18 protein-coding genes are annotated in these 20423 nt (G+C 69.5%); 1 reads left to right on the top strand and 17 read right to left on the bottom strand.

Annotation, left to right across the window (positions count from 1 at the left end):
* Positions 1–188: 188 nt before the first annotated feature.
* The 6 genes from ABIC61_RS17340 to ABIC61_RS17315 form a co-directional block, all read right to left on the bottom strand.
* Positions 189–1568, bottom strand: coding sequence for a glucose-6-phosphate dehydrogenase (locus ABIC61_RS17340; protein WP_354030909.1), 1380 nt, complete (start codon positions 1566–1568; stop codon positions 189–191).
* A gap of 188 nt (positions 1569–1756) precedes the next feature.
* Positions 1757–2173: a cytochrome c oxidase subunit 4 gene (locus ABIC61_RS17335; protein ID WP_144750394.1), complete on the bottom strand. Its 417-nt coding sequence runs from the start codon at positions 2171–2173 to the stop codon at positions 1757–1759.
* Positions 2174–2177: 4 nt separating this feature from the next.
* Complete coding sequence (ctaD, locus tag ABIC61_RS17330; protein ID WP_186321895.1) at positions 2178–3917, bottom strand: aa3-type cytochrome oxidase subunit I; 1740 nt, start codon at positions 3915–3917, stop codon at positions 2178–2180.
* Positions 3918–3929: 12 nt separating this feature from the next.
* A complete protein-coding gene (gene ctaC / locus ABIC61_RS17325) occupies positions 3930–4829 on the bottom strand; it encodes an aa3-type cytochrome oxidase subunit II (protein WP_097179422.1) in 900 nt (299 codons plus the stop codon).
* A gap of 258 nt (positions 4830–5087) precedes the next feature.
* Positions 5088–5462: a HesB/IscA family protein gene (locus ABIC61_RS17320; RefSeq protein WP_097179423.1), complete on the bottom strand. Its 375-nt coding sequence runs from the start codon at positions 5460–5462 to the stop codon at positions 5088–5090.
* Between the two features lie 58 nt (positions 5463–5520).
* Complete coding sequence (locus tag ABIC61_RS17315; RefSeq protein WP_354030908.1) at positions 5521–6966, bottom strand: dipeptidase; 1446 nt, start codon at positions 6964–6966, stop codon at positions 5521–5523.
* A 53-nt stretch (positions 6967–7019) separates the two neighbouring features.
* Here ABIC61_RS17315 and ABIC61_RS17310 point away from each other — a divergent pair, with 53 nt between their 5' ends.
* Entirely contained in the window at positions 7020–7595 is a 576-nt protein-coding gene (locus ABIC61_RS17310) for a DUF3043 domain-containing protein (RefSeq protein WP_144750398.1), read from the top strand.
* A 422-nt stretch (positions 7596–8017) separates the two neighbouring features.
* On the opposite strand, the gene ABIC61_RS17305 is transcribed toward ABIC61_RS17310, so the two are convergent.
* The 11 genes from ABIC61_RS17305 to ftsZ form a co-directional block, all read right to left on the bottom strand.
* Entirely contained in the window at positions 8018–9094 is a 1077-nt protein-coding gene (locus ABIC61_RS17305; protein ID WP_144750400.1) for a quinone-dependent dihydroorotate dehydrogenase, read from the bottom strand.
* Positions 9091–9579: a transcriptional regulator NrdR gene (gene nrdR / locus ABIC61_RS17300; protein ID WP_144750402.1), complete on the bottom strand. Its 489-nt coding sequence runs from the start codon at positions 9577–9579 to the stop codon at positions 9091–9093. Before nrdR ends, ABIC61_RS17305 begins: the two co-directional genes overlap by 4 nt.
* Before the next feature lie 13 nt (positions 9580–9592).
* Positions 9593–10900: a histidinol dehydrogenase gene (hisD, locus tag ABIC61_RS17295; RefSeq protein WP_354030907.1), complete on the bottom strand. Its 1308-nt coding sequence runs from the start codon at positions 10898–10900 to the stop codon at positions 9593–9595.
* 148 nt (positions 10901–11048) lie between these two features.
* A complete protein-coding gene (gene dnaE / locus ABIC61_RS17290) occupies positions 11049–14531 on the bottom strand; it encodes a DNA polymerase III subunit alpha (protein WP_502908821.1) in 3483 nt (1160 codons plus the stop codon).
* Between the two features lie 420 nt (positions 14532–14951).
* Positions 14952–15875, bottom strand: a complete 924-nt coding sequence (locus tag ABIC61_RS17285) for an RluA family pseudouridine synthase (RefSeq protein ID WP_354030905.1) — start codon at positions 15873–15875, stop codon at positions 14952–14954.
* A complete protein-coding gene (lspA, locus tag ABIC61_RS17280) occupies positions 15872–16540 on the bottom strand; it encodes a signal peptidase II (RefSeq protein WP_354030904.1) in 669 nt (222 codons plus the stop codon). The genes ABIC61_RS17285 and lspA overlap by 4 nt, the downstream gene beginning before the upstream one ends.
* Positions 16541–16542: 2 nt before the next feature.
* Entirely contained in the window at positions 16543–17232 is a 690-nt protein-coding gene (locus ABIC61_RS17275; protein WP_186321896.1) for a DivIVA domain-containing protein, read from the bottom strand.
* 183 nt (positions 17233–17415) lie between these two features.
* Complete coding sequence (locus ABIC61_RS17270; RefSeq protein ID WP_402739348.1) at positions 17416–17703, bottom strand: YggT family protein; 288 nt, start codon at positions 17701–17703, stop codon at positions 17416–17418.
* 71 nt (positions 17704–17774) lie between these two features.
* Complete coding sequence (locus ABIC61_RS17265) at positions 17775–18341, bottom strand: cell division protein SepF (protein WP_144750412.1); 567 nt, start codon at positions 18339–18341, stop codon at positions 17775–17777.
* A 43-nt stretch (positions 18342–18384) separates the two neighbouring features.
* The gene (locus tag ABIC61_RS17260; RefSeq protein ID WP_354030903.1) at positions 18385–19110 is read right to left on the bottom strand and encodes a YggS family pyridoxal phosphate-dependent enzyme; all 726 of its coding nucleotides are present in this window, start codon (positions 19108–19110) and stop codon (positions 18385–18387) included.
* Positions 19111–19116: 6 nt separating this feature from the next.
* Positions 19117–20277, bottom strand: coding sequence for a cell division protein FtsZ (gene ftsZ, locus ABIC61_RS17255; RefSeq protein ID WP_097179446.1), 1161 nt, complete (start codon positions 20275–20277; stop codon positions 19117–19119).
* Positions 20278–20423: the final 146 nt, after the last annotated feature.

The raw sequence follows: 20423 nt of genomic DNA, 5'->3' as shown, positions 1-20423 counted from the left end.
GGGGGGGGGGGGGCGCGGGGGGGGGGTCCCCGGGGTCCGGGGTCCGGGTTAGTGGCGGCGCGGCCCCCCCCGCCGCGGCCCCCCCCCCCCCCCCCCCGCGGGTGGGGGGGGGGGGGCCCCCCGCCCCCCCCGCCTCCAGTCCGTCAGGGGCGCCCGTTCAGGGCGCGACCGTCGCGTCCGTCAGGGAGTCAGGACGAGGACTCCCAGTCCGCAGGGCCGCGCGAACCCGCGCGGTACTCCTCGAGCGGGACCTCGTCGGCCTTCCAGGCTTTGACGACCGGCTCGACGATCTCCCAGCAGCGCTCGGCGACGTCACCGCGGATCGAGAGCAGCGGGTCGTCGTGGAAGATCCCGTTGAGGACCTCGCCGTAGGGGGTCAGCTCACCGTCGGCGAAGGACGAGGACAGCGTGACCTGACCCATCTCGAACGGGTTGCCGCCGCCGTTGGCCGACACCGTCAGCTCGATCTCGTCCGGGTTCAGCACGATGCGGAGGGTGTCCGCCTTCGGCCGACCGGAGAGGCCGGAGGGCAGGCGCGTGACCGGCTTGAAGGTGATGAGCACCTCTTTCCGGCTGGCGCCGAGCGCCTTGCCCGAACGCAGGGTGAAGGGAACGCCCTTCCAGCGAGCGGTGTCCACCTCGACCGAGATCTCCGCGAGCGTCTCGGTGCTGCGCGACTTGTCGACGCCTTCCTCGTCCTGGTACGACGGCAGCTCCTTGCCGTCGATCGTGCCGGCCGTGTAGACGGCGCGACGCGATGCGATCTTCGGGTCCCCGCCCTTGAGTTCCGTCGAACGGAGCACGCGAGCGAGGGAGGAGCGGAACTCGACGGAGTCGATGTCCGCCGGGGCGTCCATCGTCACGATGCCGAGGATCTGGAGCAGGTGCGACTGGATCATGTCGACCATCGCACCGGCCTCGTCGTAGTACTGGGCGCGGTTCTCGAGCCCGAGCGTCTCGTCGTAGAAGACGTCGACCTTCTCGATGTTCTCCGCGTTCCAGATCGGCTCGAACAGGCGGTTCGCGAAGCGCAGGCCGATGATGTTCAGGACCGTGGTCCGACCGAGGAAGTGGTCGGTGCGGTGCACACGCTCCTCGGGGACGAGCTTGAGCACGGTCTCGTTGAGCGCCTTCGCGCTGGCGACGTCCGTGCCGAAGGGCTTCTCGAACGCGAGCGTGGTGCCCTCGGGGAGCTCGACCTGCTGCAGCGCCTCGCAGATGTCCGACGCGATCTGCGGGGGCAGCGCGAAGTACAGGATGGGCTCGGCGTCGTCGTCCGCCGCGGCGAACAGCGCCTTGAGGTGCTCGGGGTCCGTCGGGTCACCCTGGATGAACTGCGTCGAGGCGACCGTGGCGTCGACCTCCGGGCCCTTCACGTCCTGCGACGCGAAGGACTTCGTGACGACGTCCTTCCACTGCTCCTCGCTGCGGGCGCTGCGGCCCGTGCCGATGAGCTGGACGGGAACCGCTCGACCGCTCTGCAGGAACGTGCCGAGGCCCGGCAGCAGCAGGCGGGAGGCGAGGTCGCCCGTCGCGCCGAAGATGATGAGAGTGCGCTTGTCGGTCACCGGAGGTGACTCCTTTCGCTGTGGTGGGGGTGGTCCGCTTGAAGCCAAGCCGTGGGCGGACTGGTTGATTCCCGGTCGGGGCCGGTTCGTTCGTGGTCCTGCGGCGCTTCCGGCGGTGGTGCCGGACGCACTTCGGGCGGCACCGGTGTGGTGCCGCCCGAATGTGTCAGGTGCGCTGCGGGTTCGGGTCAGTGACCGAAGTTGCCGCGGTAGTACTCGTAGACCCAGCCGACGAGCGTGATCGCCACGAGGGCGAGACCGATCGGCACGATCCACAGGCCGGCTGCGACGCCGAGGAAGCACACCGCGACGGCGGCCGCCAGAAGGATGGGCCACCACGACCACGGGCTGAAGTGCCCGAGCTCGGCGTCGCCGTCCTCGATGTTGGCGTCCGGCCGGTCCTCGGGCAGCTCGCCGCCCTGGGAGGACATGACCTTGCCGAGGTAGAACGCGATGAACGCGGACATGATCCCGGTGAGGCCGATGGCCACGGTGCCGACCCACTCCGGCTCGCCGTAGTAGATCAGCGACCAGATGGTGTACGCGGCGTCCGCGAGGATGAAGAACCCGAAGAGGATCCAGAACAGGTTGGTGTTGGCGCGCATCGCCTTACTTCACCTCGCCCTTCGCGGCGTCGTAGGTCGGGGCATCGGGAGCGTCCTTCGCGGGACCCACGCCGATCGGCACACCCGCTTCGGGGTGGTTGAGGTCGAACGCCGGGGACTCCGAACGGATGCGCGGGATCGACGTGAAGTTGTGGCGCGGCGGCGGGCAGCTGGTGGCCCACTCGAGCGAGCGGCCGTAGCCCCACGGGTCGTTCACGGCGACCTTCGGCGCGTTCCGGGCGGTGACGTAGACGTTGAAGATGAACGGCAGGAACGAGATCGCGAGGATCATCGAGCCGATCGTCGACAGCTGGTTCATCCAGGTGAAGCCGTCGTTCGGCAGGTACGTCGCGTAACGACGCGGCATGCCGATGACGCCCAGCCAGTGCTGGATGAGGAACGTCGTGTGGAACCCGATGAACAGGAGCCAGAAGTGGATCTTGCCGAGGCGCTCGTTGAGCATCTTGCCGGTCCACTTCGGCCACCAGAAGTAGAAGCCGGAGAACATCGCGAAGACGACGGTTCCGAAGACCACGTAGTGGAAGTGCGCGACCACGAAGTACGAGTCGGACACGTGGAAGTCGAGCGGCGGCGACGCCAGGATCACACCGGTGAGACCACCGAACGTGAAGGTGATGAGGAAGCCGACGGCCCAGAGCAGAGGCGTCTCGAAGGTGACCGAGCCGCGCCACATCGTGCCGACCCAGTTGAAGATCTTCACGCCGGTCGGGACCGCGATGAGCATCGTCATGAGCGAGAACCACGGGAGCAGGACGCCACCGGTCACGTACATGTGGTGCGCCCAGACCGTGACCGAGAGCGCCGCGATCGCGATGGTCGCGTAGACGAGGGTCTTGTACCCGAAGATCGGCTTGCGGCTGAACACCGGGAAGACCTCGGAGACGATGCCGAAGAACGGCAGCGCGATGATGTACACCTCGGGGTGCCCGAAGAACCAGAACAGGTGCTGCCAGAGCAGGGCACCGCCGTTGGCCGGGTTGAAGATCTGCGCCTCGAACACACGGTCGAGCCCGAGGCCGAAGAGCGCCGCGGCGAGGACCGGGAAGGCCATCAGCACGAGGAGCGCCGTCACGAGGGTGTTCCAGGTGAAGATCGACATGCGGAACATGGTCAGACCCGGGGCACGCATCGTGATGATCGTGGTGATGAAGTTCACCGCACCGAGGATCGTCGAGAAGCCGGTCATGCCGAGCCCGAAGACCCACAACGTGCCGCCGAGTCCTGGTGTGAACGTCGTGTCACTGAGTGGCGCGTAGGCGAACCAGCCGAAGGACGCCGCACCCTGCGGGGTGAGGAAGCCACCGACCGCGATGAGCGAGCCGAACAGGTAGAGCCAGAAGGCGAAGCCGTTCAGACGCGGGAAGGCGACGTCCGGCGCACCGATCTGCAGCGGCATGATCGCGTTCGCGAACCCGGAGAACAGCGGCGTCGCGAACATCAGCAGCATGATCGTGCCGTGCATCGTGAACAGCTGGTTGTACTGCTCCTTCGTCGCGACCACGTGCAGGCCGGGCTCGAAGAGCTGGGCACGGATCACGAGCGCCATCACACCTGCGAGCAGGAAGAAGATGAACGAGGCGATCAGGTACATGTACCCGATGGTCTTGTGGTCCGTGGAGGTGATCCACCGGACGATGATGTTGCCCTTCCGACCGACCTTCGACGCCTGGAAGTCCGGCGTCGTGGTCTGTGCAGTCGGCTGGCCGACAAATGACGTTGTCATCTTTCGGAGCCCCTACTCGTTCTCGCTCGACGCCACCGGCGCCTTGTTGTCCGGTTCGTTCGTGTTGGTGTTGTACTCGTTGCCGAGCAGCCCCACCTTGCCCTGGTCCTTCAGGGTGTCGAGGTAGTCCTGGTACTGCGCCGGCGTCACGACCTTCACCTGGAAGAGCATGAGCGAGTGGTACTCACCGCAGAGCTCGGCGCACTTGCCCTGGTAGGTGCCGAGCTTCTCCGGGATGAAGTACTCGTAGTTCGTCTTGCCCGGGAGCATGTCCTTCTTGTACAGGAAGTCGATGATCCAGAAGGAGTGGTCGACGTCGCGCGAGGACAGCTCGATCTTGACCTTCTTGCCCTGGGGCAGGTACAGGGTCGGCAGCTGCGACTCGTCGATCGCGCCCTTGGCGTTCTCTTCTTCCTGGGCCTGGATGCCCTGGTAGTAGACGCTCTCGTCGGGGTTCTTCTGGTCGATGTAGTTGAAGTCCCATGCCCAGCGCTTGCCGTACACGTGCACGGTGGCGTCCGGGTTGGTGAACGGCTTCTCGATCGCGGCCTGGTCCTTCGCGGTGAAGGCGAAGAAGCCGAGGACGAGGATCAGCGGCACGATCGTGTAGAAGATCTCGAGCGGCATGTTGTACCGCATCTGCACCGGCAGGCCGGTCTGGCCCTTGCGGCGGCGGTAGACGATGGCGGCCCAGATGATGAGGCCCCAGACGATCAGACCGACCGCGAGCAGGACGACCCAGCTGGTGGTCCACAGGCCGACGATGCGGCTCGTGTGGTTGGTGACGTCCTTCGTCTCCTCCGTGCCGGGGAGCCATCCGTTCAGCTGCTGCTGCGTGCAGCCAGCCAGTGCGATGACCAGACCGACGGCCACCGGGACGGCCGCCCAACGTATACGGCGATTCGAACGCACTGTTACCTCTCGGAAGACGTGAAACCGGAGCAGCCTGCGACGCGAAGGTCGCGCATGGCCCGCTCCCAGCTTGGTTGGAACACTCCTAGCTTACTCGCAGCTGGAGACCCCTCGCGCACACGCGACACGCGATCGGCCGCGATCCGCACCCGCCCCGGGCGCGTTTTCCCTGGTCGTGACGGATGCCACGCCCGGGGAACGCACGAGCGGGGAGCGACCGTGTCGGTCACTCCCCGCTCGTGTCGGGTCGACGGGTGATCAGTGGAAGCTGTCACCGCACGCGCAGCTGCCCTGCGCGTTGGGGTTGTCGATCGTGAAGCCCTGCTTCTGGATGGTGTCCTCGAAGTCGATCGAGGCACCGTCGAGGTACGGGACGCTCATCTTGTCGACGACGACCTCGACACCGGGCTCGAACTCGGCCGTGGTGTCGCCGTCGAGCAGCCGCTCGTCGAAGTAGAGCTGGTAGATCAGTCCGGAACAGCCGCCGGGCTGCACCGCGAGACGCAGGCGGAGGTCGTCGCGACCCTCCTGCTCGAGGAGGCTCGCCACCTTCGCCGCGGCCGCGTCGCTGAGCAGGACGCCGTGCGAGGGCGTCTCGGTCGCCGGTGCGTTCTCGGTGATGGTGTCGCTCATCCGCGCGTCTCCCTCCGGGCGGTGTGGTTCACCGCTCCTGGTCCGATTGTAAGCACCGTCAGCCGCGAGTCGCGAGACGCGCCAGCAGGATCGTCTCCGATGCGATCGCGCGGTGCAGCACGCCGAGGTGCTGCGACTCGTTCGGGCTGTGCGCACGGGTGTCCGGGTCCTCGACGCCGGTGACGAGGATCTGTGCCTCCGGGAACTCCGCCGCGAGGTCCGACACGAACGGGATCGACCCGCCGATGCCCTGCTCGACGGCGTCGTTGCCCCAGCCCTCGCGCATCGCGGTCCGCGCCTCCTGGACAGCCCAGCCGGCGGTGTCCACCAGGAACCCGTCGCCGGCGTCCGGCTCGGTGAGTTCGATCTGCGTACCGAACGGCACGTGCTCGCGCAGGTGGCGCTCGACCGCCGCGGCCGCCTCGGATGCGTCCTGGCCGGGAGCGACCCGGACCGAGACCCGGGCGGACACCGTCGGCAGCAGCGTGTTCGAGGCGTTCGCGACGCTCGGCACGTCCATGCCCGTGACGGTGATCGACGGCTGGAACCACATGCGGGACAGGACGTCGCCGCGGCCGACCGGTCGGACACCCGGCAGGAGGGCCGCGTCCGTCGCGAGCTCGTCCTCGGTGCGGGCCGGTACCGGGGCGTCGTAGGAGGTCAGCCCCTCGACCGCGACCGAGCCGTCGTCGTCGTGCAGGGACGCGAGCAGCCGGACCATCGGGATCATGGCGTCGGGTGCCGCTCCCCCGAACATGCCGCTGTGGCTCGCGTGCTCGAGCGTCGTCAGGGTCAGCTTGAACGTGACGTTGCCGCGGAGGGACACCGTGATCGACGGGACCTCGGTGGACCAGTTGTCGCTGTCGGCCACCACGATGACGTCCGCCGCCAGGTGCTCCTTCTGCTCGCGGAGGAAGGTGCGGAACGACCGGGAGCCGAACTCCTCCTCGCCCTCGACGAACAGCACGACCCCGAGGTCGAGGTCGTCGCCGAACTGCGCGTGCACCGCCCGGAGCGAGGCGATGTGGGTCATGACGCCGGCCTTGTCGTCCGAGGCGCCGCGACCGTACAGGCGGTCACCGCGGAGCGTCGGCTCGAACGGCGGGGTCTCCCACAGCGCGTCGTCGCCCTGGGGCTGCACGTCGTGGTGGGCGTAGAGCATGACGGTGGGCTTGCCGTTGCGGGCCGGGCGGACCGCGAGCACCGCCGGCTGCCCGAGCTCGCCGCCGGTGGACTCGGCGTCCGCGGTGTCACCGGAGACCGCCGAACGCACGATCCGCACCGCGTCGTCCGCGAACACGCCCGTCGACCGCGCGAGGTCCGCGACGGCCTCGGCGCTGGCCCGGACGTCGGCCGGATCGAAGGCCGACCAGGACACCGACGGCAGCCGCACGAGGGCGGAGAGGTCGGCGATCGTCGTGGGGAGCGCCCCCTGCACGTGTTCGCGCAGGGCGTCGAGGAGTGCGGGGTCGGTCGCGGGGCTGTGCTGTGCGGTGTCGGTCATGCCCGGTAATCTAGAGGACGATCCAGCACGCACACCGCCGTTAGGAACGCACCGTGGCGAAGGCAGCCCCCAAGACCAACACGACCGTGAACCCCACCGAGGACGAACTCCTCGAGCAGGGGAAGGGTCGGCCGACCCCGAGCCGTCGCGAGCGTGAGGCCGCCAACCGCCGCCCCCTCGTCGGCAACAGCCCGGTGGACAAGAAGGCCGCACGCGCACGCCTCACGAACGAGCGCGAGCGGGCCCGCGTCGGCATGGCCAACGGCGAGGAGCGCTACCTCCCCGCGAAGGACCGGGGCGATCAGCGCCGGTTCGTGCGCAACTGGATCGACGCCCGCTGGAACGTCGGCGAGATCATGATGCCGGTGCTCGTGCTGTTCCTGATCGTCGGGTTCGCGGCATCGCAGACGGTCATCGCGTCCTACGCGCTCCTGCTCGTCTGGGCGTTCGTGGCGCTCTTCGTGCTCGACTGCGTCATCCTCTGGCTGTCCTTCCGCAAGAAGCTGACGAACAAGTTCGGCTCGATGCAGCGCGGCACGTTCCTCTACATCCTCACGCGTGCGTGGCAGCTGCGCTTCCTGCGTCTGCCGAAGCCGCAGGTCAAGCGCGGCGAGTACCCCACCGTCTGACCCACCGCGAAGCGCCGTCCGGCTCGCCGGGCGGCGCTTCGTCACGTCCGGACCGGCGTCCGCCGCCGAACGACGGGGGCGGACATCGAGCGGGCAGTATTCGTCGCGCTCACGCCTGCAGGACAGCCCTTCCCGCCCGCTCGCGGAACGCGCCCGGCGAGTCGTGACCGCTCGCGGAACACCCGGCCCCGTGTGCGAGTGCACGCCGCCCACCACCGGCCTGGAGGCACGTGGCGGCGCCGCCACGTGCCTCCACAGGCCGTCAGCCGGTCACGCCGCGCCGGTGGCGCCCCGGATGGGCACGACACGCCGCCGCCGGTTGACCGAGCGGGCGGAACAAACCGCCAGAGCGCGACGAGCGTGACGTGTTTCGCCCGCTCGACGAACACGACCCGCCCGGAACCAGCGCGGGCGACCCCGCGTCAGCGCGCTGCGCGCCGGAGGCGCCGCCGCCGCAGGCGGTTGATGCGCGTCGCCCAGCTCGGCCCCTCGTAGAGGAACGCCGTGTAGCCCTGCACGAGCGTGGCCCCCGCGTCGATGCGGTCCTGCACGTCCTGCTCGCTCGTCACGCCGCCGACCGCGATCACGCAGAAGTCGTCCGGCACCGCAGCCCGCACGCGCCGCAGCACGTCGAGGGAACGAGCCGCCACGGGAGCGCCGGACAGTCCCCCGGCACCCATCGCCGACACCTCGGCGTCCGGGGTGACGAGGCCGTCCCGCGAGATCGTGGTGTTGTTCGCGATGACGCCGGCCAATCCGAGCGACACCGCGAGCTCGGCGATCGCGTCGACCTGTTCGTCGGTGAGGTCCGGCGCGATCTTCACGAGGACCGGCACCTTCCCGGCGGCATCGCGCACGGCGGTGAGCAGCGGACGGAGCTGGTCGAGCTCCTGCAGGCCGCGGAGCCCCGGCGTGTTCGGCGAGCTGACGTTGACCGCCAGGTAGTCCGCGAACGGGGCGAGGCGCCGCGTGGACTCGAGGTAGTCGTCGATCGCGTCGGCGACGTCGACGACCCGGCTCTTGCCGATGTTGACGCCGATGACCGGACGACCGGGGTTCCGGCGGGCGCGCTCGAGCTTGCGGGCCGCGGCAGCGGCCCCGTGGTTGTTGAAGCCCATCCGGTTGATGAGCGCGCGGTCCGCGATGAGCCGGAAGAGCCGCGGGCGTTCGTTGCCGGGCTGGGGCTTCGCGGTGATGGTGCCGACCTCGACGTGCCCGAACCCGAGGACCCCGAGTCCGGCGATGCCGCGGGCGTCCTTGTCGAACCCGGCGGCCAGACCGAACCGCGACGGGAAGTGGATCCCCATCGTGGTCACGCCGTCCATCGCCGAGGGGCGGGAGTACCGCTCGACGAGTCCACGCACGATCGGCACGTGCGGCAGGGCCTTGATGACGGCGAAGGCGATGTGGTGGGCGCGCTCCGGGTCCATGTTCGCGAACACGGAGCGGAACACGACGGCGTACCCGCCGCGGACGATGCGTTCCGCGATGCCGCTCACGCGCCGGCCCCGGCCGGTGATGCGGCCCCGGCCCCGCCGTGGTGGTCGATGCGCAGCTGCCCGATGGCGTCCTCGAAGTCCTCGAGCGAGTCGAAGGCCTGGTAGACGCTCGCGAACCGCAGGAAGGCGACCTCGTCGAGTTCCCGGAGGGGGTCGAGGATCGCCAGTCCGATGTCGTTCGCGTCGATCTGGCTGGACCCGGACGAGCGGACGGTCTCCTCGACGCGCTGCGCCAGCACCGCCAGGTCGCCGTCCGTCACCGGGCGGCCCTGGCACGCCTTGCGCACGCCGGAGACGATCTTGTCGCGGCTGAAGGCTTCGGTGACCCCGTTGCGCTTCACCACGTTGAGCGAGGCGGTCTCGGTGGTCGAGAAGCGCCGCCCGCAGTTGGGGCACTGACGACGGCGACGGATGGAGGTTCCGTCGTCGCTCGTGCGGGAGTCGACGACGCGGGAGTCCGGGTGGCGGCAGAAGGGGCAGAACATGGCGTCCCCCAGGCTATCGGTTCGTGCGCTCCGTCACGGCGGCGCCGTGCGCGGGGAGCTGTTCCTCGGTGGAGAGGGCGACGATGTGCTCGGCGACCTCGGACAACGCCGAGGGCGTGTACCGGATGACCTGCTGCGGCCGGAGGAACGTCGACGCGGACAGCCCGGAGCCGAACCGCGCCTGACCGCCGGTCGGCAGCACGTGGTTCGATCCGGCGAGGTAGTCCCCCAGGCTGACCGGTGTGCTCGGCCCGACGAAGACCGCACCGGCTGCGTCGATCGACGCGAGGACCGCGTCGTCGTCGGCCGTCTGGATCTCGAGGTGCTCCGGCCCGTAGGCGTTGCTCACGGTCGCGGCGTCGGCGAGCGAGTCCACCAGCACGATCGCGGACTGCGGTCCGTCCAGGGCGGTCTGGAGGCGCGCAGCAGTCCCCAGGGACGCCACCCGTGACGGGATGGCGGCTTCCACCGCATCGGCGAACGCCGCCGACGTCGTCACCAGGACGCTGCCGGCCTGCTCGTCGTGCTCGGCCTGGCTGATCAGGTCGGCGGCCACGAACCCGGCGTCGGCGGTGTCGTCGGCGATCACGAGGATCTCGGTCGCGCCGGCCTCGGCGTCGATGCCCACGACCCCGCGCACGAGGCGCTTCGCCGCGGCGACGTAGTTGTTCCCCGGGCCGGTGACGAGGTCGACCGGCTCGAGACCGATCGACGGCACGCCGTACGCCAAGGCGCCGATCGCCCCGGCACCGCCCATCGCGTAGACCTCGTCGATACCGAGGAGCCCGGCGGCTGCGAGGATCGTCGGGTGCACCGCACCGCCGTGGTCCCGCTGCGGCGGCGACACGAGGGCGATCGACCCGACGCCGGCGACCTGGGCTGGGACGACGTTCATGACGACGCTCGACGGGTAGACGGCCTTGCCACCGGGCACGTAGAGCCCCACGCGGCGCATCGGCTGCCAGCGCTGGTGCACCTCGGCGCCGTCGGCCAGCGTGGTGACGGACGCGGCCGGCACCTGTGCGGCGCTCGCGGCGCGGACGCGACGGATCGCCTCGTCGAGGGATCCGCGGAGCGCCGGGGTGAGCCCGGCGACGGCTTCGGCGATCTCGGCGGCCGGCACGCGCACGTGCTCCGGCGCTCCCCCGTCGAACCGCTCGGCCTGCTCGCGCAACGCGGACTCGCCGTGCTCCCGGACCGCGTCCACGAGCTCGCGGGCGGCGTCGACGGCGTGCGAGACGTCACCAGCGGCGCGGGGCATGAGTCGGAGGAGTTCGGCACGGGCGGGGAGCCCGCCGCGGAGGTCGATTCGCTGCATCATCAGGCGCCAAGCCTACCGAGCCGTGCCGACAGGCAGCGCGGAGGTGACCAGCTGACGGCCTGGAGGCGCGTGGCGGGACCGACCCGCGCCTCCAGGCCGTCAGACCAGTGCGTCGATGACGGGCCGGTGCCGGGCGGCCCGGCCGTGGTCACACCAGGCAGCGCGGGCCGAGCAGGCTCTTCAGCTCGCCGAACAGGTCCGGGGTGAGGTTCACCGGGAACGGCAGCTCGAAGGTCCGCGCGACGTCGTCCTTGAGGAGCTTGAGGCGGACCTCGGTCTCCCCCTGGTGCCGTCCGAGGACCGCTGCCAGCTCCGTCACGGTGCTCGTCGTGGCCGCACGCTCCGGGAGCGAGAGCGTGAGCGGGCCGGACCCCATCGCGTCGCCGACGTTCGGCTGGAACATGCTCACGGCGTGCAGGGCCTTGCCGTCGTCGCGGACGTTCACCCGGCCACGCAGGACCACGATCGAGTCCGCCACGAGCGACGGCCCGAACTCCTGGTACGTCTTGCCGAGGAACATCACGCCGATCTCGCCGCCGAAGTCCTCGATCTGGACGATGCCGTACGGGTTGCCGCTCGTCTTCGCGACCCGGTGCTGCACGCTCGTCAGCAGGCCGGCGACCGTGACGGTCTCGCCCTCCACCGAGTCGTCGGCCGCGATGAGGTCGGCGATGGTGATCGACTGGTGCTTCGCGAGCTCGATCTCGAGCCCGGCCAACGGATGGTCGGACACGTACAGGCCGAGCATGTCGCGCTCGAACGCGAGCTTGTCGCGCTTGGACCACTCCGGGCGGTCCGGGACCTGCGACACGGCAGCCGTCTCCGGCTGTTCCTCGGCGACCTCGGCGAACAGCGAGTCGAAGTCGAACCCGACGTTGCCGTGGGCCTCGTCGCGCTTGACCTTCACCGCGCCCTCGACCGCGCCCTCGTGGATCTCCACGAGCGCCCGTCGGCTGTCGCCGAACTCGTCGAACGCACCGGCCTTGATCAGCGACTCGACCGTGCGCTTGTTCGCGGACGAGATCGGGATCTTGCGGAGGAAGTCGTGGAACGACTCGAACGCGCCCTTCTCGGTGCGGGCCTTCACGATGTCGTCGACGACGTTGAACCCGACGTTGCGGATCGCGCCCATGCCGAAGCGGATGTCGTCGCCGACGGCCGCGAAGAAGCCGATCGACTCGTTGACGTCCGGCGGCATCACCTTGATGCCCATGCGGCGGCACTCGTTGAGGTACAGCGCGAGCTTGTCACGGGCGTCGCCGACGGAGGTCAGCAGCGCGGCCATGTACTCGGCCGGGTAGTGCGCCTTGAGGTACGCGGTCCAGAACGACACCACGCCGTACGCGGCCGAGTGCGCCTTGTTGAACGCGTAGTCGGAGAACGGCAGCAGGATGTCCCACAGGGTCTTGATCGCCGCGGCCGAGTAGCCGTTGTCCTGCATGCCCTTCTCGAAGCCGGCGTACTGCTTGTCCAGCTCCGACTTCTTCTTCTTGCCCATCGCGCGGCGGAGGATGTCCGCTTGGCCGAGGGAGAAGCCCGCGACCTTCTGCGCGATGGCCATGACCTGCTCCTGGTAGATGATCAGGCCGTAGGTCGTGCCGATGATGTCCTGCAGGGGCTCGGCGAGCTCCGGGTGGATCGGCGTGATCGCCTGCTCGCCGTTCTTGCGGAGCGCGTAGTTCGTGTGCGAGTTCGCACCCATCGGCCCCGGACGGTACAGGGCGATGAGCGCGGAGATGTCCTCGAAGTTGTCGGGCTTCATCAGACGCAGCAGGCCGCGCATCGGGCCGCCGTCGAGCTGGAAGACGCCGAGGGTGTCGCCGCGCTGCAGGAGCGCGTAGGCCTCCGGGTCCTCGAGCCCCATGGTCTCGAGGTCGAGCTCGATCCCACGGTTCGTCTTGATGTTGTCGAGGGCGTCACTGATGATCGTGAGGTTGCGGAGCCCCAGGAAGTCCATCTTGATCAGGCCGAGCGACTCCGCTGCCGGGTAGTCGAACTGCGTGACGATCTGGCCGTCCTGCTCGCGCTTCATCACGGGGATGATGTCGATCAGGGGGTCGCTCGACATGATCACGCCGGCCGCGTGCACGCCCCACTGGCGCTTCAGCCCCTCGAGCCCGAGTGCGGTGTCGAACACCGTCTTCGCCTCGGGGTCGGTCTCGACGACCGTGCGGACGTCGACGGCCTCCTTGTAGCGGGGGTGGTCCTTGTCGAAGATCCCGGTGAGCGGGATGTCCTTGCCCATCACGGGCGGCGGCATCGCCTTCGTGAGCTTCTCACCCATGCCGAACGGGAAGCCGAGGACGCGCGAGGAGTCCTTCAGCGCCTGCTTCGCCTTGATCGTGCCGTACGTGACGATCTGCGCGACGCGCTCCGACCCGTACTTCTCGGTGACGTACTTGATCGCCTCACCGCGGCGCCGGTCGTCGAAGTCGACGTCGAAGTCGGGCATCGAGACGCGGTCCGGGTTGAGGAACCGCTCGAAGATCAGGCCGTGCCGGATCGGGTCGAGGTCGGTGATGCGCATCGCGTACGCCACCATCGACCCGGCACCGGAACCACGACCCGGACCGACGCGGATGCCGTTGTTCTTCGACCAGTTGATGAAGTCGGCGACCACGAGGAAGTAGCCCGGGAAGCCCATCTGGTTGATGATCCCGACCTCGTAGTCGGCGCGCTCCTGCACCTCTGGTGTGATGCCGCCCGGGTAGCGGTACTCGAGGCCCTTCGCGACCTCCTTCTCGAACCAGGAGTGCTCGGTCTCGCCCTCGGGCACCGGGAACTTCGGCATGTAGTTCGCCGTGGTGTCGAACTCGACGTTGCACCGCTCGGCGATGAAAAGCGTGTTGTCGCAGGCCTCGGGGTTGTCGCGGAAGACGTGCCGCATCTGCTGCGGCGTCTTCAGGTAGAACTCGTCGGCGTCGAACTTGAAGCGGTTCGGGTCGTTCAGCGTCGAGCCGGACTGCACGCAGAGCAGCGCCGCGTGGGACTTGGCGTCGTGCGAGTGCGTGTAGTGCAGGTCGTTCGTGCCGACCAGCGGGATGTCGAGGTCCTTCGCCAGCCGGATCAGGTCGCTCATGATCCGACGCTCGATCTCGAGCCCGTGGTCCATGACCTCGGCGAAGTAGTTCTCCTTGCCGAAGATGTCGCGGTAGTCCGCAGCGGCTTGACGTGCTTCCTCGTACTGCCCGAGGCGCAGGCGTGTCTGGATCTCCCCCGAGGGGCAGCCCGTCGTCGCGATGATGCCCTCGTGGTACTCCTGCAACAGCTCGATGTCCATGCGGGGCTTGAAGTAGTACCCCTCGAGCGACGCCTTCGACGACAGCCGGAACAGGTTGTGCATGCCCGTGGTGTTCTCGGCGAACATCGTCATGTGCGTGTACGAACCGGCACCCGACACGTCGTCGCCGCCACCGTCGCCCCAGCGCACACGGGTCTTGTCCGAGCGGTGCGTGCGGGGCGTGATGTACGCCTCGGTCCCGATGATCGGCTTGACCCCGCCGGCCTTCGCGGCCTTCCAGAACTCGAACGCGCCGAACATGTTGCCGTGGTCGGTCACCGCCACGGCGGGCATGCCCTGCGCGGCGGTCTCCGCCACGAGGTCGGAGAGCCTGGCGGCACCGTCGAGCATCGAGTACTCGCTGTGCACGTGCAGGTGGACGAAGGAGTCGGAATCCGACACGGAACCTCCGGTTCGCGGGAGCTGCTGCGGTCTCGGAACAGCCTAACCTCGCCCACCCACATTCCCGGGCGCGTCGATCACGTCGGATTCCGAGGTCGCATCGAGTGAGCAGGAATCGTCGGGTCCTGCGCCGGGACCCGACGATTTCCGCTCACTCGACGGGGTGGGCGCGGCCCACGACGGCCTGGAGGCGCGGGGCGGCGCCGCCACGCGCCTCCAGGCCGGGACGTGGTGCGTCCAGGGCACGGGGCGAGGTCGCGAGACACGCCGCACGTCGGGCGCGCCGGTCACACGAACTGCCGTTCCGGCACGTTCCGGACGGCACTTCGTGCGACCTCGCGCAACGGCGCGAAGCGCCCGCCGCGCGCGCTACGCGGCGCGGATGCGGTCCAGCGCCAGCTGCAGGTCCTCGGGGTACTGCGCCTGGAACTCGACCCACTGGCCCGTCCGCGGGTGCTCGAACCCGAGCCGCACCGCGTCGAGCCACTGCCGCGTCAGCCCCAGCTCGTCCGCGAGCACCGGGTCCGCCCCGTACATCGTGTCGCCGACGAGCGGGTGCCGGGTCGCCGCCATGTGCACCCGGATCTGGTGGGTGCGCCCGGTCTCCAGGTGGACCTCGAGCAGGGTCGCGGACCGGAAGGCCTCGAGGGTCGCGTAGTGCGTCACGCTCGGCTTGCCGTCGGCCGTGACCGCGAACTTCCAGTCGCTCGACGGGTGCCGACCGATGGGTGCGTCGACGGTGCCCGAGGTCGGGTCGGGGTGCCCCTGCGCGAGCGCGTGGTAGACCTTCTCGACCGTGCGCTCCTTGAACGCCCGCTTGAGGTGCGTGTAGGCCAGCTCGGTCTTCGCGACGACCATGAGTCCGGAGGTCCCGACGTCGAGCCGGTGCACGATGCCCGCACGCTCGGCGGCGCCTGAGGTCGCGATCGTGAACCCGGCCGCCGCGAGCCCACCCGGGACGGTCGGGCCGTCCCAGCCGGGCGACGGGTGCGCCGCGACGCCGACGGGCTTGTCCACCACGACGATGTCGTCGTCGTCGTGCACGATCGTCATGCCGGGGACCTCCACCGGGATGATCCGGGGGGCCTCCTTCGGGGTCCACTCGACCTGGAGCCACGAGTCAGCGTGCAGCCGGTCGGACTTGTCCACGGTGACCCCGTCGACGGTCACGCCACCGGCAGCGACGACGTCGGCCGCGAAGGAGCGGCTGAACCCGAGGAGCTTGGCGATGGCGGCGTCGACACGCTCACCGGCGAGCCCGTCCGGCACCGGCAGGGAACGCGACTCCGTCACGTCGCGTCGTGCCCGAGGGACTCGCGGCCGTCACGCGGCGCACGCGGGTCGTCGGAGGCGGGAGCGGACGTGGAGGCGCCGGCGGCGTCCGGCGCGGACGCACCGGCCCCGGAGCCGGCCGCGTCCGCCGCGCGCTGCTGCTTCGCGGTGAGGGCGCGTGAGCCGTCGAGGTTCACGCCGAAGACGACGAGCAGGACGAAGATCACCATGCTGACGCAGATGAACGAGTCCGCGATGTTGTAGATCGCCGGCATCATCCACGGCGTCGAGATGAAGTCCACCACGTGGCCGCGACCGAAGCCGGGCTCACGGAAGAGCCGGTCGAGCAGGTTCCCGAGGGCCCCGCCGAGCAGCATGCCGAGCACCAGGGCCCACCACATCGAGCGGATGCGACGCGCGAACACGATGATCGCGACCACGACGGCCGTCGACACGATCGAGAACACCCACGTCATGTTCACCGCGAACGAGAACGCGGCGCCGGGGTTCCGCACGTACAGCAGCTGCAGTGCGTTGCCCAGCACGGGGACGACGGTGCCGTACGGCAGGTTGGCGACGACGAGCGCCTTCACGCCCTGGTCGAGCGCCACCACCACGACAGCGGCGAAGGCCAGTGCCGCGATCGCGCGGACACTGACCTTCGCTCGTGATGCTGGTCGCGACAACGTCAGTTGCCGACGCCCTGCGCCGACGCCGGCGCGGGGGTGAGACCGGACTGCTCGGGGGCCGAGCCGTCCAGCTCGTTGAGCTGCCCCTGGATGTAGCTCTTGAGCTGCGCACGGTAGTCGCGCTCGAAGGTGCGGAGCTCGTCGATCTTGCCCTCGAGCTGGCGCTGCTCCTGCTCGAGCACCGCGACACGCTGACGGTTCGTGTTCTCGGTGTCGGCGATGATCTGGCGCTGCTTGGCCTCGGCCTCGGAGACGAGGCGGGCGGCCTGGGCGGTGCCCTCGGCGATGAGCGCGTCGCGCTTCTCGACACCCTCGCGCACGTGCTCCTCGTGGAGACGGCGGGCCAGGGTGAGGAGGTTCGTGGTGCCCTCGGTGTCCTCGTCCGCGGCGACCGTGGTGGCCGGAGCGGCGGCGGCGACCGGAGCGGGCTCCGGAGCAGCGGCCACGGGGGCGGGCTCCGGCTCGGGCTCGGGGGTCGCGACCGGAGCGGGCTGCTCCGCCTGGGCCGGCTTCGGCGCCGACTCGGCGGCCTGCAGGCGCTGACGGAGCTCGTCGTTCTCGGCCGTCAGGCGGCGCAGCTCGACCACGACCTCGTCGAGGAAGTCGTCGACCTCGTCCTGGTCGTAGCCCTCGCGGAACTTCGTCGGCTGGAACCGCTTGTTGACTACGTCTTCCGGCGTCAAAGCCATTGCCGTCACCTCAATAGAACTGCTGAACGTGTGGAACCGTCTCGGTCCGACCGAATGTACCAGTCGTGCCGGGCGGTGCGGATGCCACGCCGGGGCGAGCATCGATCCCGACCACCGTACACCGACGGGGACCGTGAACCGTGACCATGACCGGGCGTGGCGCGTGTCGCGGCTGGTCCGCGACTAGATCAGGTAGCGCACGACCGTCATCGCGATGATGACGACGAGCATCACGATCGTCCACCCGAAGTCGAGCGCCACCGGTCCCATCCGCAGCGGCGGGAGCGCCTTGCGGACGGTGCGGATCGGCGGGTCGGTCACGGTGTAGACGAACTCGGAGACCACGAGGAGTCCCCCGCGGGGCCGCCAGGAGCGGTTGTACGCCTGCACGATGTCGAGCGCGAACCGGCCCCACATCGTGAAGAAGTACAGCAGGAGGAGGAAGTACAGGATCGTGAAGATCGCGGACACGATGGGGCTCGCTCGGCTCGGGTGGGCGTCGTCACGTGACGACGCTCACGGGGCGGGTGGGCCTGAGGGACTCAGGACTGGGCGAAGAAGGACGCCTCGATGTCGGACTCTACCTCAGGCGCCTCACCGCTCACCGCGACGTGCGCCGGGGACAGGAGGAACACCTTGTTGGTGACCCGCTCGATCTTGCCGTAGAGGCCGAGCGACAGGCCGGAGGCGAAGTCGATCATGCGACGGGCGTCCGCCTCGGTCATCTGCGAGAGGTTGATGATGACGGGGATGCCGTCGCGGAAGCTCTCGGCGATGGACTGGGCGTCCTTGTACTCGCGCGGGTGGACGGTGAGGATCTCGTTCATTTCCTGGACCGGTGCTGCCTTCTGTGCGGTCGTGTGCGAGCGGCGGAGCGGGGTGACCTGGGCACCGCGCTGGTGGGTGTGCGTCTTGGTCTCGACGGGGGCGGGCGCCACGGGCGCCGCAGTCGCCGCGGGGGCCTCCTGCGCTGCCGGGGACGGCGTCGGAGCCGCGGCCGGAGCGGACTGCTGCCGCGCAGGCTGCTGCTGCGGCTGCTCGTCCTCGTACTCGAGTTCCTCGTCGGCGAGGCCGAGGTAGACCATCGTCTTCTTCAGCGGGTTGGCCATGGTTCCTCCGGAGTTCGTGCTCGTGGATGCCCTTGGGACGAGGCTAGGGCGTGACCGGGCGTTCTCCCGTGATTGCGGTGCCGATCCGGAGGTGTGTCGCGCCCTCCGCGATCGCCTCGGCGTAGTCGTTGCTCATCCCGGCGGAGATGTCCGTGGCGTCCGGCGCGAGCGACACCACGCGTTCGGAGATCGACCGGAGCCGGGCGAAGGCCGCGCGGGGTTCCTCGTCGAGCGGCGCGACGGCCATCACCCCGCGCAACCGGATCGTGCCGGTGCCGAGCACCCGCGACACCATCGCCTCGACGTCGTCGAGCTGCACGCCCCCGCGACCCGGGTCGTCGGTCAGGTTCACCTGCACGAAGCCGTCCACGACGGGTGGCTCGGGTTCCGCCTCGGTCGGCGCGAAGGCGTCGACGACCGACGCGCGGTCGAGCGACTGCACGACGTGCGCGTACCGCCGGACCTGCCGGGCCTTCTTCGACTGCAGCTGTCCGACGAAGTGCCAGGTGAGCGGCAGGTCGGCGAGCTCGGCGGCCTTCGCCTGCGCCTCCTGGTGCCGGTTCTCCCCCACGTCGGTCACGCCGAGCGCGGCGAGTTCGCGGACGAGCGACGCCGGGTGGTACTTCGTGACGACGACGAGCGTCAGCTCGTCAGCCGACCGCCCTGCGGCTCGCGCCGCGTCGCAGACGCCCTGCCTGACGGACGCGAGACGCGCCTCCAGTCCGCCGTACGGTGACGGATCGGTCTGGAGGCGCGGGTCGTCTGACAACGCTGCTTACTTCAGGAAGTCGGGGACGTCGAGCTCGTCGTCATCGTCGTCGAAGGCCGGGTCGGCGGCGCGCTGCGCCGGCGCCTCGTGCTCCTGCGACGCCCAGGAGGGCGACGAGTCCTCGATCGACCCGGTACCGACGGCGGAGGCCACGGGGAGCGTCGCGCCGGCCTCGGGGTCGACGTAGCTCGAGCGGCGTTCCTTCTGCTGCTGCTGCGGTTCGCCACCGTCGAAGCCGGCGGCGATGACGGTCACGCGCACCTCGTCGCCGAGGGTGTCGTCGATGACCGCACCGAAGATGATGTTCGCCTCCGGGTGGACGGCTTCCTGCACGAGACGCGCGGCGTCGTTGATCTCGAAGATGCCGAGGTTCGAGCCGCCCTGGATCGAGAGCAGCACACCGTGCGCACCGTCGATCGAGGCCTCGAGCAGCGGGGACGCGACGGCGAGCTCGGCCGCCTTGATCGCCCGGTCGGCACCCCGCGAGGAGCCGATGCCCATGAGCGCGGAGCCGGCGCCCTGCATGACCGACTTGACGTCGGCGAAGTCGAGGTTGATGAGACCCGGGGTCGTGATGAGGTCGGTGATGCCCTGCACGCCGGCGAGCAGCACCTGGTCGGCGGTCGCGAAGGCCTCGACCATGGAGATGCCGCGGTCGCTGATCTCGAGCAGGCGGTCGTTCGGCACGACGATGAGCGTGTCGACCTCGTCCTTGAGCCCGGCGACGCCGTTCTCGGCCTGGGACTGGCGACGCTTGCCCTCGAAGCTGAACGGCTTCGTCACGACACCGATGGTGAGCGCACCGATGGACTTCGCGATGCGGGCGACCACGGGCGCACCACCCGTGCCGGTCCCACCGCCCTCGCCGGCGGTGACGAACACCATGTCGGCGCCCGCGAGTGCTTCCTCGATCTCCTCGGCGTGGTCCTCGGCGGCTCGTCGGCCGACCTCGGGGTCCGCGCCGGCGCCGAGGCCACGGGTGATCTCGCGGCCGACGTCGAGCTTGACGTCGGCGTCGCTGAGGAGCAGTGCCTGCGCGTCGGTGTTGATCGCGATGAACTCGACCCCACGGAGGCCGAGCTCGATCATGCGGTTGACGGCGTTGACGCCGCCGCCGCCGACACCGACGACCTTGATGACGGCGAGGTAGTTGTGGTTCGTGGTCACGTCAGTCAGGCCTCCGGTCGAACCCTCAACCTCTACTTGAAGTTCAGGGGCAATGCTGGTAGATGTGGTGCTGGCTTCGACGCTACGGGTGCGCTCCGGGCACTGTCGCCCCGCCACGCCGCGTGTCGCGCGATTCCGCGACTTCT

Source organism: Curtobacterium sp. 1544 (assembly GCF_040544915.1).
GTDB classification, from domain to species: Bacteria; Actinomycetota; Actinomycetes; order Actinomycetales; family Microbacteriaceae; genus Curtobacterium; species Curtobacterium pusillum_C.
This window is presented reverse-complemented; position numbering and strand designations above follow the sequence as displayed.

What these genes read in the sequence shown, in the direction of transcription:
- ABIC61_RS17335 (WP_144750394.1), bottom strand. Translation starts at nt 2,173, where the DNA reads ATGCGCGCCAACACCAACCTGTTCTGGATCCTCTTCGGGTTCTTCATC.
- ctaD (WP_186321895.1), bottom strand. Translation starts at nt 3,917, where the DNA reads ATGACAACGTCATTTGTCGGCCAGCCGACTGCACAGACCACGACGCCG.
- ABIC61_RS17320 (WP_097179423.1), bottom strand. Translation starts at nt 5,462, where the DNA reads ATGAGCGACACCATCACCGAGAACGCACCGGCGACCGAGACGCCCTCG.
- ABIC61_RS17315 (WP_354030908.1), bottom strand. Translation starts at nt 6,966, where the DNA reads ATGACCGACACCGCACAGCACAGCCCCGCGACCGACCCCGCACTCCTC.
- nrdR (WP_144750402.1), bottom strand. Translation starts at nt 9,579, where the DNA reads ATGTTCTGCCCCTTCTGCCGCCACCCGGACTCCCGCGTCGTCGACTCC.
- hisD (WP_354030907.1), bottom strand. Translation starts at nt 10,900, where the DNA reads ATGATGCAGCGAATCGACCTCCGCGGCGGGCTCCCCGCCCGTGCCGAA.
- dnaE (WP_502908821.1), bottom strand. Translation starts at nt 14,531, where the DNA reads ATGCTCGACGGTGCCGCCAGGCTCTCCGACCTCGTGGCGGAGACCGCC.
- ABIC61_RS17275 (WP_186321896.1), bottom strand. Translation starts at nt 17,232, where the DNA reads ATGGCTTTGACGCCGGAAGACGTAGTCAACAAGCGGTTCCAGCCGACG.
- ABIC61_RS17265 (WP_144750412.1), bottom strand. Translation starts at nt 18,341, where the DNA reads ATGGCCAACCCGCTGAAGAAGACGATGGTCTACCTCGGCCTCGCCGAC.